This is a genomic window from Psychrobacter sp. SZ93C1, from assembly GCF_015864635.1.
Lineage (GTDB): Bacteria > Pseudomonadota > Gammaproteobacteria > Pseudomonadales > Moraxellaceae > Psychrobacter > Psychrobacter fozii.
Map to the genome: position 1 here is coordinate 37761 of NZ_JADYWY010000013.1, position 17961 is coordinate 55721.

The 17961-nt window shown below is 41.4% G+C and carries 14 protein-coding genes; 8 read left to right on the top strand and 6 right to left on the bottom strand.

The window, feature by feature from the left end:
• Nucleotides 1–3: 3 nt before the first annotated feature.
• Entirely contained in the window at nucleotides 4–588 is a 585-nt protein-coding gene (gene petA, locus I6E83_RS14010) for a ubiquinol-cytochrome c reductase iron-sulfur subunit (protein WP_110922523.1), read from the bottom strand.
• A 472-nt stretch (nucleotides 589–1060) separates the two neighbouring features.
• Nucleotides 1061–2998, bottom strand: coding sequence for an ATP-binding cassette domain-containing protein (locus tag I6E83_RS14015; RefSeq protein ID WP_197102795.1), 1938 nt, complete (start codon nucleotides 2996–2998; stop codon nucleotides 1061–1063).
• Between the two features lie 225 nt (nucleotides 2999–3223).
• On the opposite strand from I6E83_RS14015, the gene I6E83_RS14020 reads away from it, so the two are divergent.
• From I6E83_RS14020 to I6E83_RS14030, 3 genes are all read left to right on the top strand, one after another.
• Nucleotides 3224–3496: a SlyX family protein gene (locus tag I6E83_RS14020; protein ID WP_197102797.1), complete on the top strand. Its 273-nt coding sequence runs from the start codon at nucleotides 3224–3226 to the stop codon at nucleotides 3494–3496.
• A gap of 209 nt (nucleotides 3497–3705) precedes the next feature.
• A complete protein-coding gene (locus tag I6E83_RS14025; RefSeq protein WP_197102799.1) occupies nucleotides 3706–4932 on the top strand; it encodes an OmpP1/FadL family transporter in 1227 nt (408 codons plus the stop codon).
• Between the two features lie 406 nt (nucleotides 4933–5338).
• Nucleotides 5339–6763 carry an outer membrane protein transport protein gene (locus tag I6E83_RS14030; RefSeq protein ID WP_197102801.1) on the top strand — a complete coding sequence of 475 codons (1425 nt, stop codon included), beginning with the start codon at nucleotides 5339–5341 and terminating at the stop codon, nucleotides 6761–6763.
• Between the two features lie 581 nt (nucleotides 6764–7344).
• Here I6E83_RS14030 and putP read toward each other — a convergent pair.
• Together putP and I6E83_RS14040 are read right to left on the bottom strand one after the other, a co-directional pair.
• Entirely contained in the window at nucleotides 7345–8844 is a 1500-nt protein-coding gene (putP, locus tag I6E83_RS14035) for a sodium/proline symporter PutP (RefSeq protein ID WP_110922528.1), read from the bottom strand.
• A 501-nt stretch (nucleotides 8845–9345) separates the two neighbouring features.
• Nucleotides 9346–10218 (bottom strand): LysR family transcriptional regulator, encoded by an 873-nt coding sequence (locus I6E83_RS14040; protein ID WP_110922529.1) that lies wholly within the window; start codon nucleotides 10216–10218, stop codon nucleotides 9346–9348.
• Nucleotides 10219–10671: 453 nt separating this feature from the next.
• Here I6E83_RS14040 and leuC point away from each other — a divergent pair, with 453 nt between their 5' ends.
• The 5 genes from leuC to I6E83_RS14065 all read left to right on the top strand — a co-directional run bounded on the left by leuC (nucleotide 10672) and on the right by I6E83_RS14065 (nucleotide 16510).
• Nucleotides 10672–12090, top strand: a complete 1419-nt coding sequence (gene leuC / locus I6E83_RS14045) for a 3-isopropylmalate dehydratase large subunit (protein ID WP_110922530.1) — start codon at nucleotides 10672–10674, stop codon at nucleotides 12088–12090.
• A gap of 42 nt (nucleotides 12091–12132) precedes the next feature.
• Complete coding sequence (gene leuD, locus I6E83_RS14050; protein ID WP_110922531.1) at nucleotides 12133–12783, top strand: 3-isopropylmalate dehydratase small subunit; 651 nt, start codon at nucleotides 12133–12135, stop codon at nucleotides 12781–12783.
• 139 nt (nucleotides 12784–12922) lie between these two features.
• Nucleotides 12923–13639 carry a hypothetical protein gene (locus I6E83_RS14055; protein WP_197102803.1) on the top strand — a complete coding sequence of 239 codons (717 nt, stop codon included), beginning with the start codon at nucleotides 12923–12925 and terminating at the stop codon, nucleotides 13637–13639.
• 162 nt (nucleotides 13640–13801) lie between these two features.
• Nucleotides 13802–14905 carry a 3-isopropylmalate dehydrogenase gene (gene leuB, locus I6E83_RS14060; RefSeq protein ID WP_197102804.1) on the top strand — a complete coding sequence of 368 codons (1104 nt, stop codon included), beginning with the start codon at nucleotides 13802–13804 and terminating at the stop codon, nucleotides 14903–14905.
• A 483-nt stretch (nucleotides 14906–15388) separates the two neighbouring features.
• Nucleotides 15389–16510 (top strand): L,D-transpeptidase family protein, encoded by a 1122-nt coding sequence (locus I6E83_RS14065; protein ID WP_197102805.1) that lies wholly within the window; start codon nucleotides 15389–15391, stop codon nucleotides 16508–16510.
• Between the two features lie 242 nt (nucleotides 16511–16752).
• On the opposite strand, the gene infA is transcribed toward I6E83_RS14065, so the two are convergent.
• Nucleotides 16753–16974, bottom strand: a complete 222-nt coding sequence (infA, locus tag I6E83_RS14070; protein WP_021814850.1) for a translation initiation factor IF-1 — start codon at nucleotides 16972–16974, stop codon at nucleotides 16753–16755.
• 121 nt (nucleotides 16975–17095) lie between these two features.
• Complete coding sequence (gene truA, locus I6E83_RS14075) at nucleotides 17096–17935, bottom strand: tRNA pseudouridine(38-40) synthase TruA (RefSeq protein ID WP_197102806.1); 840 nt, start codon at nucleotides 17933–17935, stop codon at nucleotides 17096–17098.
• Nucleotides 17936–17961 lie beyond the last annotated feature (26 nt).

Here is a 17961-nt window from a genome sequence, read left to right on the forward strand (position 1 = left end):
ATATTAAGCCTCCCCAACCGTCAAGATGGTACCATCCATGTTGTACTCTGGAATAGGTAAATTAAGCGGTGCTGGAACGCCACTAAAGACGCGACCGGCTAAGTCATATTTAGACCCATGACACGGGCAGAAAAATCCACCAAACCAGTCATTACCACCCAAATCAGCTGCACCAACATCAGGACGATAGTTCGGTGCACAGCCTAGATGCGTACAAACGCCTTCGACGACCAACACAGTTGGTTCTAAAGAGCGAGTAGGATTGGTACAGTATTCAGGCTGTAACGATGCTGCAGACTCAGGATCAGACAATAATGGCTTGACTGATTCTAGTCCTGCAATCATTTCTTCTGTACGTTTAACCACATAGATAGGTTTACCACGGTATTTGACAACAATCATCTGTCCTGCTTCGATAGAACCAATGTCTTGGGTCACTGCAGCCCCTGCAGCCTCAGCTTTAGCGCTTGGATACCAAGAACGGACAAAAGGTGTTGCCACAGCAGCGACTCCAACTGCACCAATCGCGGCAGTTGAGGCAATAAGAACTCTACGGCGTTGTACATTAACGCCTTCGGCTTGGCTCATTAATACTTCCTCCAGGTGAATGAAATGGGATTATCCCACACTGGGTTTGTGACTTATAAAATATATAATATCAAGCCACTTTGGCTATGCCTAATTTTGCTAATTGTTGCTATTCTAAGCTATTTCGGTGATAAAATAAATTATTGCGTTAAAAATAAAGCAACCTTAATAGGATATATTATAAGGTTGAAAGCGATAACCTAAGTAAAGTAGATGGTTTATCACTATCTGGACTCTGTTTTCTAGCAAGGATTATAAATGCGGATGACCTTATAATTAATAAGGATATTTAGCAATAGCGAATGATACTTGAAATTAAGGTAACTTTCACTATCTAACTGCTTTGTAAGTCGCTATAAACGAATAATCACCACTTTGTACAATCAAGTGGTGATTATTTTTTAATATTTAACTGCTTACCACTATAAATGTTCATCAAATAAGCATTTATCAAAGAACCTAAAACGAATACTTAGCCCTCTAGCGTACTCCAGCGTTCAAGCTTGTTCATCATCTCATCTTCGATAGTCAATAGACGCTCACTAGCAGCAGTCGCCGCATCAAAGTCGCTATTGAACCAAGAGCCATCTGCCAGTTTTTCTTGTAGATCATTTTGTTCAGCTTCTAGTGCCGCGATTTCTTTTGGTAAATTATCCAGTTCGCGTTGATCATTAAAGTTAAGCTTCTTGGCTGCTTTATTGGGTTTTGCGGCTGTTGGTTTATTGGCTGCTTTACCTGCTGTATTGATTACTGGTGCTCTAGCCGCCTTTGCTGCTTCTTCACGATTTTTTTGTACCAAATACTCTTGATAGCCACCGACATACTCGCTGACAGTACCTTTGCCATCTTCGTCTTCGCCAAATACCCATGTTGAGGTAACGACGTTGTCCATGAATGAACGATCATGACTGATGAGCAAAATCGTACCGCCAAAGCTGGCGACTGACTCTTCTAATAGCTCAAGTGTTGCCATATCCAAATCGTTGGTTGGCTCATCAAGTACCAGAATATTGGCAGGCTTCAATAATTGCTTGGCAAGTAGGACGCGGTTACGCTCACCACCTGATAATGCTTTAACTGGTGTACGTGCACGCTCTGGAGCAAACAAGAAGTCTTGTAAATAGCTCATGATGTGCGTCTTACGACCACCCACTTCTACAAAATCCGAGCCTTCTGAGACGTTTTGCGCCACACTGGCTTCAAGGTCTAACTGATCGCGCAACTGGTCGAAGAAAGCGATTTTTAGGTTGGTCCCTAATTCAACGCTACCAGACTTTGTGACTTCGTCATCAGACATATCAAGTAGGGCTTTAATAAGGGTGGTTTTACCAGCACCGTTAGGTCCGACAATACCGATTTTATCGCCGCGCATGATAGTCGTCGTAAAGTTTTCAACCAATACATTGCCGTCATACTCAAGATGTAAGTTTTTAACTTTACAGACGAGCTTACCGCTTTTCTCGCCTTGACCCATCGTGATGTTGACATTACCAACTTGCTCACGGCGATCACTACGCTCTTCACGTAATGCTTTTAGCTCACGGACACGGCCCTCATTACGGGTACGACGGGCTTTAATACCTTGACGAATCCAAACTTCTTCTTGTGCCAGCTTTTTATCAAAGTTAGCATTATTCTTTTCTTCAGCCAGTAACTGTAGCTCTTTTAGCTCTTGATAGCGTGCGTAGCCACCTTCGCCTTGGGTGACGTCATAGCTGGTCAATTGACCACGATCAAGCTCAATGATGCGAGTCGATAGTTTGTTAACGAATGCTCTATCATGGGTCACGAACAATAGTGTCAGACCTTGCCAGTCTAATAAAAAGCGCTCTAACCATTCAATACTATCAACATCCAAATGGTTGGTTGGTTCATCGAGAAGCAGTACATCAGGTTTGGTTACCAAAGAGCGTGCTAGTAGCACACGGCGCTTACGGCCACCTGATAATGAAGACAAATCATCGTCTGGGTTGAGCCCCATGGTTTTGATAAGGCGGGTTGCTTCGCGCTCTAGATCCCAGCCATGTACGGCATCGATATCATGTTGCAAATCAGCCATACGCTCGCAGGCATCCATATCGCCATTCGCACATAAGTCAGTTTGGGCGTTATAGTTGATAAGCAGATCGGCCGTGCGGCGGCTGCCACCCATCACGATATCCAAAATACGTCCGCTGGTTTCAGGAACGTCTTGTTCTAGCATCGCAACACGTACGCTACTATTGATAATAACTTCGCCACTATCAGGTTGTAAGGTGCCGCTAATCAGCTTAAATAAGGTAGATTTGCCTTCGCCATTACGGCCAATTAGACAGACACGCTCGCCTGCTTCAATAGCAAAATCAATGCCATCAAGTACAGGAGCGACGCCAAATGCAAGGTGAATATCTTTTAAATGTATCAGTGCCATAGAATATCTTAAGCTTATATAATAGTGAGGTAGGGGTTGTTGCAGAATTGCTAGCAGTATAACATGCCACTACGTGACTGTAGTGCGTGTAAATAGTTTTATACACACTATTTATAGCTACTGTTTTAAAAGCCTTATTTTTTAATAGCGGTAATATATCGGTTACTCATTTGCTTATATAACCAATCCTACTAGCTTTATATTTACGATAACTCAGAGAAAGACATGAATCAATCTAACACTCAAGACAACGCTAAAAAAGACGACGCAGCTATGCAGGTTGATTTACAAACGCAACAAGTCATTGACCTTCAAATGAGCATGGCGCATCTTGAGATGACAGTAGAGAGACTCGATGCAGTGATTGCACGTCAAGATAAGGATCTTCAGACATTACAGCGACAGTTGCAGCTGATTTATAAACAAGTGGATAGTCAAGATACAGAAACTGGCATTGCACCATTTGATGTGATGGCAGACAGACCGCCTCATTATTGATACATATAAATGTTGAACCGTTAATAAAATTATATTCACGTATTTATATAAAGGCACTATATTATGACTATCTGGTCATAATGAAGAAATAATGTATTCTTATAGTTGTTTTAATGTTCGAAAATCATTACTATTCTCCATCTCGGATACTGCTTACTCGTCAAAAATGGGTAAGGCAGTAAAACAATGCGGACGTTTGGAGACATATAATGCGCAACACCTTTCATTTAAAAACTCTTACAGTAGCTGTTGCTGTACTTTCTATTACTAGCATTGCTAGTGCTGCTGGTCTTGATCGCTCAGGTCAGGATGTCACCGCATTCCTACAAGATGGCACCTATGCCGAAGCCGTCTATACTTATATCGATGCTGATGTGACAGGCAATGATGTCTCAGGTAATAAAATTGGTGATATCGCAGAATCTTATGATTTCTTTCGCTATGGTGTAAAAGCAGACGTTAATGAGACTTTTAGTGTTGGTATCTTATATGACGAGCCTTTTGGTGCTGCGGCTGACTATAGTGGTGACAATAACTTCGTCGACCAAAATACCGCTTCACCTAGAAATGGTGAAGGTACAAATGTAGAAGTACGTACCGAAAGCATTACTGCTATTGTTGGTGCTAAATTTGGTGAAAACAAGAACTTCCAAGTATATGGCGGCCCAGTCGCTCAACGTGTACAAGCTGATGTAAAGCTGCGCGGTGCAGCTTATAGTGCTGCTAATGGTTATACGACGCATATTAGTACAGATCAAGAATATGGCTATATTGCTGGTGTTGCATATAGCAAGCCTGAAATTGCACTGAAAGCAGCATTGACCTATCGCTCAGAAATCAAGCATACAGCTGATGCTGCTGAAATTTATCCTTTCGTTGATAGTGGTTTGATACCAGATTCTGCCATATCAGCACTAGGTCTTTCATCAAGCAGAAGTAGTAGTATCGACATTACTACCCCTGAGTCAGTCAACTTTGATTTCCAAACGGGTATTAACCCAACGACTTTAGCGACTGCCAAAGTACGTTGGGTACCATGGAGTGACTTTGCAATTGTACCGTCACTATATAATGGTGTGAGCCAACTTAGTTATGGTCCAGATGGTTTACCATTAGTAAGCTATGATGAAGATCAGTGGGTAGTTGAGCTAGGCCTTGCCAAACGTTTGGCGCCAGCTCTAGCAGTAAGTGGTACGGTAGGTTGGGATAGTGGTGCTGGTAACCCTGTGACCTCATTAGGACCTACTGAAGGCTATTATAGTGCTGGTTTAGGTGCTAAGTATAATGTCACTGAAAACTGGGCAATCTCAGCTGGTGGTAAATATTTATGGCTTGGTGATGCTGATGGTCAAGTGCCAACTGGTGACACTGTTGCTAACTTTGAAAACAATGACGGTTTTGTACTTGGCGTAAAAGTTTCTTACCAAGCGCTATAAGGCGTACGTCCATCATATTGTTGAATGTATAGTTTAGCGGCGAAAAAAAACGACTCATTATGAGTCGTTTTTTTGTGCGTGCATTACTATCTTTGAAGAAAATAAGCATAGCTTACTAGGGGCTTGATTATGATCAAATTCTTATCTCGCTATTATATCTAAGTAACTCTAACAGTGATTTAAATAATAATCATATCTTAAAAACATATACTAGTATTATATTTATATGGTATTTGTACTGTCCAGTCATAATTGGGAAATAAAGCACTTTTATTGTTGTTTTAGTGTCAAAAAGGCATTAGTATTCAACTTAGGACACGACTTTGATAACTTCAATGTTAAGCGCAACAATGCTATATATTGATTGTTAAAGTAGTAATACAACAAGGACCGTTGGAGATACACAATGCGCAATCACTTTCATTTGAAAACCCTCGCAGTAGCGATTGCTACTCTTTCTATAGCCAGCGTCACCAATGCAGCTGGTCTCGATCGTTCAGGTCAAGATGTCACCGCCTTTTTCCAAGATGGCACTTATGCTGAAGCCGTTTATACCTACATCGATGCTGATGTGAGTGGTTACGACAGTGCTAATACTAATCCTTCTCAAAATGATTACGTACGTGGTGATAAAACGGGCGATATCGCTGAAAGTTATGACTTTTTCCGCTATGGCGTAAAAGCCGATATCAATGATACTTTCAGTGTTGGTGTCTTATATGACGAACCTTTTGGTGCGGCAGCTGAATATACTCAAAGCAACTTTGTATCGCAAGGGGATATGGATGCTTCCATTTCTTCTATTACTAATGGTGCTGCTCCGAGTCTGGCAGCAGCACAAGCTGGAATTGGTGCACTAGCTGCAGGAGAAACAGCAGGTGTGTTAACCCCAGCACAGCAAGCTCAATTAGACGGGTTGCGTGGAGCAGTTGCAGTAGCAACAGCCGAGGCGGGTAATGCTGGCGAAAATACCAATGTAGAGGTTCGTAGCCAAAGCCTAACTGGTATTCTTGGAATGAAGTTTGGCGCTAACAAAAACTTCCAAGTGTATGGTGGCCCAGTGGCACAGCGTATTCAAGCTGAAACCAAACTACGTGGACTGGCTTACGGCCCTGCTAGTGGTTACACCTCAACCAGCAATCCTAATATGGATTATGGTTACATCGCAGGTATTGCCTATAGTAAGCCTGAAATTGCACTAAAAGCGGCGTTGACGTACCGTTCTGAGATTGAACACAATGTAGATATCGCTGAGAGTTACCCGTTAGTAGCTATCAGAGCCGTAGCAGCAGGAGCAACTGCAGAACAGGCTACGGCATTATCAAATAGAGCCAGTAACTATGAGATTACTACACCTAAATCAGTAAACTTTGATTTTCAAACTGGTATCAATCCTACGACACTAGCGACGGCAAAAGTACGCTGGGTACCGTGGAGTGATTTTGTCATTACACCACCACTTTATAATGATACTAGTAAAATAAGTTATGGCCCTGATGGTCTAAACTTGGTTGAATATACTGAAGATCAGTGGATGGTAGAGCTTGGTTTAGCTAAACGTGTAGCACCAGCACTAGCAATCAGTGGTACGGTTGGTTGGGATAGTGGCGCTGGTGATCCAACGACGTCGTTAGGCCCTGTTGAAGGTTACTATAGCGTTGGTCTTGGTGCTAAGTACAATTTCACTGAGAACTGGGCTGTATCAGCTGGTGGTAAATATCTGTGGTTCGGTGATGCAAAAGGACAGTTACCTAGTGATAAACTCGTTGGTGACTTCCAAGACAATGATGGCTTCATCGCTGGTCTAAAAGTTTCTTATCAAGCAAAATAGTATTAACTGATAACTGATAACTGATAACTGATAACTGATATGTAGTAAAAAAAAGCGATCTGCTAAAGGTCGCTTTTTTATGGCGTGTTTTATATGGACTTTCTTATAAAGAGTTTAATAACGAATAATAGGACATGCTGTTCAGTGAAAAAATGCTGATTGCTGCAATCGTTATAAGTAAATATAGGGAAAGTGATAAGTGACTGTTGGTTAGGTAGACTGAAGCTATATAGGGGGTTTAGGGTGTAAGCTATAGAGTTTCAGCTTGTATGCTATGTAGGGTTATCTGAGAAGTATAGCGCTACGATTGGATACTATAGCGATCTATTGATGGAATCTTTACATGACAGTCTGAAAGAATAATTAACAACTGTTTATATCCTTTCACAAAGAAAATAGAGGTATTGGTACTGTCGTTATAGCAATTTGGCATTGCCAACATACGGTAGGTACTAAGCGACAAGCCCAAAGCGAGTTGATTTAAGTTCTAGTTACTTTTGTATTAATTGCAATCAACAAAAAAACCTCGCCAATGATGGCGAGGTTTTTTTGTTGTAGTAAGCTAAAAGTGCTAAACAAAGTTACTTGTTTAGGTTCAGCTCCATCTCTTCGAACTTAGCAGATACTGAAGGTCTTGGACCACCAGTCATGATACTAACAGCAAAGATTGCGATCGTACTTAATACAAAGCCTGGAACGATAGCATATAACCAGCTATTCAATGCCATACCATTCATCTCGAATGGACCATATATCCATAGAATGACGGTCAAAGCACCAATGACCATACCGGCAACCGCACCATTGCGGTTCATACCACGCCATATCAAGCTAAATATAACCAATGGTCCAAATGCTGCACCAAATCCAGCCCATGCGTTAGATACAAGGCTTAGTACAGAGCTTTCAGGATTAGAGGCAAGTAAGATTGATACTAGAGCAACGGCGACTACAGAAATACGTCCAACCAATACTTGGCGAGCTTCTGGTGCATCTTGATCAAAGAACAATTTGTACACATCTTTGGTTAGTGAGCTTGATACCACCAATAGCTGTGAAGAAATCGTACTCATAATAGCGGCTAAAATAGCGGCTAATAGGAAACCTGATACCAGTGGATGGAATAAAAACTGAGTGAATACTAAAAAGATAGTTTCAGGATCGTCTAGTGTCATCGCAGTTTTTTGTACATAAGCGCGACCAGCAAAACCAGTCATCAATGAACCTACAAGACTAACTACCATCCAGCTCATACCGATATTACGCGCAGTAGGAACGTCTTTTACTGAGCGAATCGCCATAAAACGAACAATAATATGTGGCTGACCAAAATAGCCTAAGCCCCATGCCATCAGAGAAACGATACCAATAACCGTCATACCACTGGTAATGTCTAGCAAACTCGGGTCAATATTTCTAACAGCCGTTGTGGTGGCAGAAATACCACCCAAGTCTGTGAAAGCAACAACCGGTACGATAACCATGGCAAAAAGCATGATAACGCCCTGCACAAAGTCGGTCATTGATACAGCTAAGAAACCACCAAACAAGGTGTATGCGACAACCACGCCAGCGGTGACCCATAGGCCTGTGCTGTAAGAAAGGTTGAGTGAGCTTTCGAATAGTTTACCACCACCTACTAAGCTGGCTGCGGTGTAAACAGTGAAGAACAAGATGATAACCACGGCTGAAATAACCCGTAGCATATGTGATTTATCTTCGAAGCGGTTGGCGAAATAATCAGGTAGGGTAATAGCATTATCAGCTACTTCGGTATAAACACGAAGACGCGGTGCTACGATGAGATAGTTCAAGAATGCGCCTAATGTCAAACCAAGGGCAATCCAAATACTAACCACACCATCGGCGAACATATAACCAGGTAGGCCAAGTAATAACCAACCTGACATATCTGATGCACCTGCCGAAAGTGCTGTTACTGCTGGACCTAAGTTACGACCCCCTAACATATAGCCTTCAGTATCATTGGCTTGCTTAAAATAAGCGTAAATGCCAATCCCAATCATCACTAAGAAATAGGCACCGAGTGATATCAGCACGCCACTAGAAACTCCGTTCATATAAATGATCCTTAACCAACCATGTTGGCTGTAATTATTTTTAACTATAAATATTAAGTGTTACAAGACGATGTCCAAAACAATATCTAAAGACAAAAAAAGCCATTAAGTAGGACATAATGGCTTTTATTTAATATCTGTTGTTAGTTTTATATGATTGATGCTGTTTTAGGGCGAATACTAATTAAGCAGTCATTTGAGAGCAATAGAAATATTACGCTCTTTCTATCTGTCTTAATTGCTCGCATCTGCTCGTTATATATCAATATAAGCCGCCTGTATAACCAATCATTTAAAACCATCAAACCTACTACTAACCATCATATCTTACTAGAAGTCTTCAATATATGACTATCAGTGTTCATATGGTAAGTTTTTGTTATGTAGACAACGCCGAGTGTATTATAACGTATGACTGACGCAAATGCGAATAGCGTGCTTTTTTGACCCAATAAATTGTTCCAATTGTAACTATAGAAATTGATCTTTAGAGAGCAGTTTTTATTCGATAGGAGCAAGCAAGTCTAGCAAAGCAGTAACACTGCTAGATTGTGTTAGTTTTGGATTGATTACAACACCTAGATGACGCTGTAGCTCAACGTTATCAGCCATATCGATACGTTCCAAATCTTGACTGATCATGGTCTGTGGCAATACTGACCAACCAAGCCCAACAGAAACCAACATGCGAATAGACTCAAGTGGATTAGTGCTCATCGTGGCATAAGGCTTAAGATTGTGCTTGGCGAATTCAGCTAAGGTAATCTGACTGGTAAAGGTATTGGCAGATGGCAAAATAGCAGGATAACGGGCCAATTGCTCTAAGGTGACATTAGACTTGGTTGCTAAAGGCGATAGAGTGCCTGTCATAAAGTAGAGAGGATCTGACCATAGCGTGTGATAGGTCAAGCGCTTATCATACACAGGTGGCAGCGTGACGAAAGCCAACGATAAATCGCCATCTAGCACGGCCTTGTGTGCTTTTTCTGAATCAACGAAATGTACTTCTAACTGTACGGCAGGATAAGCTTGAATAAAGTGTTTAAGCACAGGCGCTAGATGATGCAAGCCTATATGATGACTGGTGCCGATGACCAGTTTGCCTGATACGATATGTTGAGAATGCTGTAGGTTGATTTTGAAATTTTCATAATCTTCTAACCAACGTTTGGCATGTGGTAGCATCTCATTGGCTGCTTGTGTCGGTACAATCCCGCGTCCTACTGTGTCAAACAACGTAATATTAAATTCATCTTCTAGATTTTTGATGCGTTTACTGACAGCAGGCTGAGTAATAAACAGCTTTTCTGCCGCGCCCGAAATACTGCCTGTGTGCATAACAGTGACGAAAGTCGTTAAGTTTGTGGTGTTCAAGCGGATGTCCTTAGCTACTTATCGAGCTATAAATAAAAGTTGGCTGGCCTAATCACAATGTATTAGAAATAAAAGTTTGCGTCTGGTCAAAAATCATCAATTATTATTATAGGATTAGCCTGCTATAATCACAAGACATCAGGACGTATTGTGACATATTTATTAGATTAACTTGATAAATGACGCTATAAAACTTGTTTTGAGCCTCAATTGCAGCAATAAATATAAAAAAATAGAGAATTGTTATTTTGTATTTATAGAGTAGAGATGTCCTGATAGATCTGTTTTGATGAAAGTATTTATTGAAAAATGTCAGTTTTAAGCCAATAGGCATTGATAAGTAAATACTATCAAGCCGTTATACATAAACATAAATTTTAAATAGAATCCTCGTTTATTATGGTGTAAGCCATCGAGTAATCAAGTAGCTAGCAACCAATAAAGGATAGCAACATGGCCAGTCAAACGTTATATGACAAACTTTGGAACGCTCACGAAGTCACTAAACGTGATGATGGTTCGAGCCTCATTTATATCGATCGTCATCTACTGCATGAAGTGACAAGTCCGCAAGCATTTGAAGGTTTGGAATTGGCCAATCGAGCGCCATGGCGTTTGTCTGCCAATATCGCGAGTCCTGATCACAACGTGCCAACGGTGTCTAAAGAGCGCTTAGAAGGCGTGTCTGGTATCAAAGACAAAGTATCACGCTTGCAAGTGGTCACCTTGGATGATAACTGTGCTAAGTTTGATATCGCTGAATTTACGATCAACGATGCTCGTCAAGGAATTTTGCATGTTGTTGGTCCTGAGCAAGGCCTTGTATTACCAGGCATGACAGTCGTTTGTGGTGATTCACATACAGCGACCCATGGTGCACTTGGTTGCTTGGCACATGGTATCGGTACGTCTGAAGTGGAGCATGTATTGGCCACTCAATGCCTGATTCAGAAAAAATCAAAAAATATGCAAATTCGTGTGACTGGTCAGCTAGGTGCTGGCGTGACCTCGAAAGATGTTGTACTGGCCATCATCGCAAAAATTGGTACAGCGGGTGGCACAGGCTACGCGATTGAATTTGCTGGGCAAGTATTTGAAGAGATGAGTATGGAAGGTCGTATGACCGTCTGTAACATGGCCATTGAAGCCGGTGCTCGCGTAGGTATGGTTGCGGTCGATGACATCACTATCGACTATGTGAAAGGTCGTCCTTATGCGCCAACAGAATCACAATGGCAACAAGCTGAAGAATACTGGCGCACATTGTATTCAGATGATGATGCAGTATTTGACAGTGTGGTTGAGATTGATGGTAGCCAAATAGCGCCGCAAGTGTCTTGGGGTACATCACCTGAAATGGTCGTCGACATCACTCAGTCAGTGCCAACGCCTGACCAAGCTGTGGATGAAGCACAAGAAGAAGGTTGGTTACGTGCCTATACCTATATGGGGCTAGAAGCGGGTCAAAAAATTACCGATATTCAACTAGATCGTATCTTCATTGGGTCATGCACCAACTCACGTATCGAAGATTTGCGTGATGCAGCGGCGGTAATTAAAGGCCGTAAAGTAGCTAACAATATTAAAGAAGCTATTGTGGTTGCGGGTTCTGGTCAAGTGAAACTACAAGCGGAAGCAGAGGGTTTGAATACCCTGTTTACGGATGCTGGATTTGAATGGCGCGAGCCGGGCTGTTCTATGTGCTTAGCCATGAACGCCGATAAGCTTGAGCCACAAGAACATTGTGCTTCTACGTCTAACCGTAATTTTGAGGGTCGTCAGGGTAATGGTGGTCGTACGCATCTTGTTAGCCCAGCGATGGCAGCAGCAGCAGCATTGGCCGGTCACTTTGTAGATGTACGCACATTCTAAGACGGATACACATCAATAAAAACATCATTGATAGGAAATTTTATGCAAGCTTATAACACCCAAACAGGTATCGTTTGCCCTTTAGATCGCGCAAACGTCGATACCGATCAAATTATCGCAAAACAGTTTTTAAAATCTATTAAACGCACAGGATTTGGTGTCAATTTGTTTGATGATTGGCGCTATCTCGACGAAGGCTATCCAGGTCAGGACAATAGCACACGCATTATCAACCCAGACTTTATTCTCAATCAACCACGTTATCAAGGTGCTAATATTTTGCTGGCACGCAGAAACTTTGGCTGTGGCTCTAGCCGTGAGCATGCACCGTGGGCGCTTTCAGAATATGGCTTTCGTACCGTTATTGCACCAAGCTTCGCTGATATTTTTTATAACAACTGTTTTAAAAATGGCATGCTCCCAATTGTACTGGCGGAAGATATCGTCGATGCGTTGATGAAAGCGACCGTTGCTAATGAAGGCTACGAGCTGACTGCTGATCTTGAGCGTCAGGTCGTTATTACGCCAACAGGTGAAGAGTACGCTTTTGAAGTGGATGATTTCCGTAAACACTGCTTGCTAAATGGTCTTGATGATATCGGTCTCACTTTACAGCAAAGTGATGCTATCAAAGAGTATGAGCAACAAATGATGCAAAAAACGCCTTGGATCTTTAATGAAGTGCGAGCCTAGACAATCAATTGATAGCTATTACTCATAAAACTGCTGAACAACAGTAATGTAGCGTTGAGTTATGGCGGCGAACTGGCTAAAATGAAGTATGGTTTTGTAAAGTATTTTATTATTTCACTTATGAATAGTAGCCGTCATTATGAATAAAAAACGTTATGTTTTATGGACAAGTACAATTGTTGCTGCCAGCTTGTGGTTGTCAGGCTGTCAGCTCATGAATGGCTACCAGAAAATAGATGAGGCAGAAAGCGCAACAGCGTGGGCAGGTAAGATTCAACCTGTCGCTGGTGAAGTAAACATTGCTTGCATAGGCACTTATCATTGTGAAATTGCGAGAATAGATAAAGTGCCAGTGATAGCTACGGATACCCATGAGCCTATAAACTCTACGATGGTCGTTGCGATGACAGCAGACAGTAGCAATAACCGTTCGAAAGTCACCATGAAAATGGATATGACACCGATTACTCATAAAAATGAGATAAAAATTGTACCTTTATCGGCTTCAGGCATCGCCGGTCTAACCAATTACTATGCACGGGTAAAGCCAGCCAAACGAGAAGTACAAGTGAATTTTTATCCAGAAAACAACTTGGGCTATGTTGAGCGTTTTGCGATGATTCATGATTTTGTCGAGGCGGATACTTATCAGCTTCGAGCTTATCAAAAGAAATCTAGTGATAACTCAGGTAGTTTATTAGACACCGCCTCACCAGAGCCTTTGTGTGTCGATCTATATCAAGGAAACAGTGTACAGCGCCGTTTCTGCAAAGAACTGGGTGCTGAGCATCAAGGCGAGTTTGTAGAAACGCGTCTCACCAAGACTATGCCTATACCATCAAAAACAAAAGCTTAATAACCAGTGTGTTAGTCTCAGATTGATACAGAATTTAGTAGTCATTTAAATGGGATAAATTTCTTTTTCTCGTGTAGCTCATTACACGAGTAATTATCTTTTAAAAGTTATCATGTGCTTATAGCAGTATTATAAATAAAACTTACTTACCCAAGGATCAGTATGGCAACGATTTTAACATTAGCAGGCGATGGTATTGGCCCTGAAATCATGACTCAAGCCATTGATGTGCTTAATGCTGTGAACGATAAGTTTACATTAGGTTTGACACTTGAGTCTGGATTGATTGGTGGCGTAGCTATTGACGCAACTGGTGAGCCTTTACCTGATGAGACTCTGGCGCGTGCACGTGCTGCAGATGCCGTATTGCTAGGCGCTGTTGGCGGCCCTAAATGGGATGGTATTGAGCGTAGCAAACGTCCTGAACGTGGTCTACTAAAAATTCGTGGTGAGCTTGGTTTGTTTGCTAATCTACGTGTGGCAAAGCTTTATCCACAGCTTGCTAATGCCTCTAGTATCAAGCCTGAAATTATCTCAGGTTTAGACTTGCTTATCGTTCGTGAGCTGACAGGTGGTATTTATTTTGGTGAGCCGCGTGGTATTCGTACATTAGAGAATGGCGAGCAGCAAGGCTATAACACCATGGTGTATAGTACGAGCGAGATTCAACGTATCGGAAAAGTTGCTTTTGAATTGGCAAAAACACGTGCGCAAGCAGCAGGTACAGCGCCTAAAGTTTGCTCAGTGGACAAAGCAAACGTATTAGAAGTCACAGAGCTGTGGAAGCAGACGATGACCCAGATGCAACAAGCGGACTATAGCGATGTGGCGTTATCGCACATGTACGCTGACAATGCTTGTATGCAGCTGATCAAAGATCCTAAGCAGTTCGATGTGATGGTAACGGGCAATATGTTCGGTGATATCTTGTCTGACGAAGCGGCGATGCTAACCGGCTCTATCGGTATGTTGCCATCAGCCAGTCTAGATGTGGCAGGTAAAGGGATGTATGAGCCGTGCCATGGTTCAGCACCTGATATCGCAGGACAAGATAAAGCTAATCCATTGGCGACCATCTTATCTGTTGCGATGATGCTGCGTTATACTTTTAAGCAAGAAGAGGCCGCTAAAGCCATTGAGCAAGCAGTCAGTGATGTGCTTGATGATGGTCTACGTACGCTTGATATTTTAGATAGTACTGAAGCTGGACTTAAGCAAGTAGGTTGTATAGAAATGGGTCAAGCAGTATTGGCTAAACTGGTTTAATCAGCATATTTTTAGGGCTTGTCCTCATTTTTAACCCATTTAGATAACTATCGATTGAATTGAGGACACGCCCTAGTATAGCTTAAAATTTTCTCCGTCTTATTTTTAGACTGAGTTATTTAATATTCATAAATTCTTGTAGTTGCAAACCCATAATTTGCTCAGCAGATTATGGGTTTTTTCGTGCTTATCTGAGTGTTTTATCATCCGTAACATACTCACCCACCTCGTTGTAAAAAAGCACTTGTTTTAACACAGCTACTATCGTGTAAGGCGCTCATTAACACAAAGTTGTTATATGACCACAGAGGAATATGGCAATATTGATTAATAATAAATGGATAGATGTATTTATCATTTTATAAGGAAGTTAATAGAAAAAGCTTTATAACCATTAAAAGTTTGAACGTCTAAAAATAAGAGTTTATGCATAATAAAAACTGAAAAAAAACAAAAAAAATTATCAAAAATTAGGAGTATCACATGTATCAATTAAAAAAATTAAGCACCGCGATAGCAATGATTGGATTCTCTACAGTCGTCTTTATGGGGCAGGGCATTGCAGCAGAACCAACTAATAGCATGATTGTAGATAATAGCGCTACAGCTCCGACAGAAGTGAGTCCAGTGACGAATGGGATAAGCCAAAAATTAACAGGGGATAGTAAAGCTGCAACATCATTAAATAAGCTATTGCCTACCATAAAATACACAACTGAAAACCTATCAGACACGGCAAAAGAAGTGAACAATATCAATTGGACTACGGACGCTGATATAGATCGTAATATGGGAACGAAACTGCAAGCCTTATTGAACTGGTATCATAATGGGGTAGGGCCTGTTGATGGATATTGGGGAAAAAATACCCGAAAAGCCATGCAAGCATTTCAAAATGCGAATGGTCTGACTGTAACTGACACATTGAACAATGAAACGTGGCAAGCACTGATTAAAAATGAAAAGCTTATCGCTCAACCAGTGTTAGTTAGTTATCAGCTAACTGATGCAGATGTAAACGTCAAAACTACGAGTATACCTGCTGATTCTGTGGCCAAATCCAAGCTCGAAGGAATGTATTATGAAAGCCTCACTGAGGCACTTGCAGAAAAATTTCATATTAGTGAGAAATATCTAAAATCTCTTAATCCCAATGCCAGCTTTACTGCTGGTGAAATTATTACGGTATATAACCCTGGCAACCCTAACACCAAGCCTGTCAGCCGAGTAGTCGCTGACAAGGACACTGAGACACTTTATGCTTATGACGAAAACAATAAGTTAGTTGCTAGTTATCCAACAACAGTGGGTAGTACAGCGACACCATCGCCGACAGGCACGCATACTGTAAAGGTGAAAGTACACGAGCCTAATTATACCTATACAGGCAATGACGGTCGTAAGTCTATCATTCCGCCAGGCCCTAACAATCCAGTTGGTTCGGTATGGATTGGACTGAGTAAACCAACTTATGGGATTCATGGTTCACCAGATCCTGCTCGTATCAGTCGTCAGGCATCAGCTGGTTGTGTGCGTCTGACCAACTGGGATGCAATTAGTCTTTTAGGTGTGATTAAAAACGGCGCAACTGTCGAATTTAGCTAAACATAAATAAGCTAAATCATAAAAAATAGACAAAAAAATACCGCTGATATTGAGCGGTATTTTTTATGGTAAAAACGGAATTCAAATAACTAAAATATTGATAGGAAATAATGAGTAGCTTAGCATTTTCATTATTATTATCAGTCAAACCACTCAAACATTTATACCAGTGATAAAAGTGTCATTCGACAACTGGCTGTGTTTATATAAATGCTTTTATAACCATTTTAGTCAATAAAAAATTAGTTCTTACCACGATAAGTAATGCGACCTTTAGACAGGTCATAAGGCGTCATTTCGACCTTAACTTTATCACCAGTCAAGATGCGGATATAATGCTTACGCATTTTACCAGAGATGTGCGCAATGATTTCATGTCCGTTTTCTAAACGAACTTTAAATAAAGTATTAGGAAGGGTATCAATGACTTCGCCTTCAAATTCGATAATATCGTCTTTTGCCATAATTTGTATCAATCAATTAAAAATAAGCCCATATTATACGTAAGTTAGCAGGTTAAAGCAATACGGAACCGGGTTTTGACTTGACAGTCTGTAAGTGATATGTATGCCAGCCCATATTAATTTAGTCAGGTAGGTTTAGCCAGATAGGGGTCAAAGGTGCCTGTGGTAATATCTGCTGAAAACGTTCAGGGTAATAAGCATTAATGAAGTACAAACCATCACCAGAGGCGGTCGGCGGTGCAATCGTACGGTCTTTTTTATGCAAAATATTCAAAAAATCGTCTGGTACTAATTCATGTCTACCAATGGTATATAAGGTACCCATTAAGTTGCGAACCATATGATGTAAGAATCCATCTGCTTGAATATCAAACACAATAAACTGACCATGTTTAAAAAGCCTAGCATGGCTGATGGTACGCACTGGCTGATTGGATTGACAAGCTGCGGCACGGTAGCTGCTAAAATCATGAGTGCCAACGATATCAGATGCTGCCAATTGCATTGCTGCTAAGTCGAGTGGTTCGTAGATATGCGTGACTTGATGATTGAGTATCGCAGGGCGCTGTGGTTGGTTCAGAGTAATATACCGATAACGGCGGGCAATAGCGCCAAAGCGCGCATGGAAGTCAGCGGGCATCGGTTGAATCCAGCGTAGTGCAATGTCGTCAGGTAGCAAGCTGTTCACACCACGCAACCAATTATGGGTAGGGCGATAAGCGTGAGTCGTAAAATGAGCAATCATATTACTGGCATGCACGCTTGCATCAGTACGCCCAGCTGCGATGACTTCTACGGATTCGTTGGCAACTTTGCTAATAGCCGTTTCGAGTGCTTCTTGTACACCCATCACTTCTCGTTGTCGCTGCCAGCCATGATAATGTGTGCCCAAAAATTCAATAGCAATCGCTAAAGTATAAATTGGCGAACATTCAGACTCGATAATTTCAGTTTCAGACATGGTGATTTTTAAACTTCTAAAGTTAA

Bases quoted from the DNA above. Each gene is read 5' to 3' on its own strand.
- petA (WP_110922523.1), bottom strand. From the start codon at position 588: ATGAGCCAAGCCGAAGGCGTTAATGTACAACGCCGTAGAGTTCTTATT.
- I6E83_RS14015 (WP_197102795.1), bottom strand. From the start codon at position 2,998: ATGGCACTGATACATTTAAAAGATATTCACCTTGCATTTGGCGTCGCT.
- I6E83_RS14020 (WP_197102797.1), top strand. From the start codon at position 3,224: ATGAATCAATCTAACACTCAAGACAACGCTAAAAAAGACGACGCAGCT.
- I6E83_RS14025 (WP_197102799.1), top strand. From the start codon at position 3,706: ATGCGCAACACCTTTCATTTAAAAACTCTTACAGTAGCTGTTGCTGTA.
- I6E83_RS14030 (WP_197102801.1), top strand. From the start codon at position 5,339: ATGCGCAATCACTTTCATTTGAAAACCCTCGCAGTAGCGATTGCTACT.
- putP (WP_110922528.1), bottom strand. From the start codon at position 8,844: ATGAACGGAGTTTCTAGTGGCGTGCTGATATCACTCGGTGCCTATTTC.
- leuC (WP_110922530.1), top strand. From the start codon at position 10,672: ATGGCCAGTCAAACGTTATATGACAAACTTTGGAACGCTCACGAAGTC.
- leuD (WP_110922531.1), top strand. From the start codon at position 12,133: ATGCAAGCTTATAACACCCAAACAGGTATCGTTTGCCCTTTAGATCGC.
- I6E83_RS14055 (WP_197102803.1), top strand. From the start codon at position 12,923: ATGAATAAAAAACGTTATGTTTTATGGACAAGTACAATTGTTGCTGCC.
- leuB (WP_197102804.1), top strand. From the start codon at position 13,802: ATGGCAACGATTTTAACATTAGCAGGCGATGGTATTGGCCCTGAAATC.
- I6E83_RS14065 (WP_197102805.1), top strand. From the start codon at position 15,389: ATGTATCAATTAAAAAAATTAAGCACCGCGATAGCAATGATTGGATTC.
- infA (WP_021814850.1), bottom strand. From the start codon at position 16,974: ATGGCAAAAGACGATATTATCGAATTTGAAGGCGAAGTCATTGATACC.
- truA (WP_197102806.1), bottom strand. From the start codon at position 17,935: ATGTCTGAAACTGAAATTATCGAGTCTGAATGTTCGCCAATTTATACT.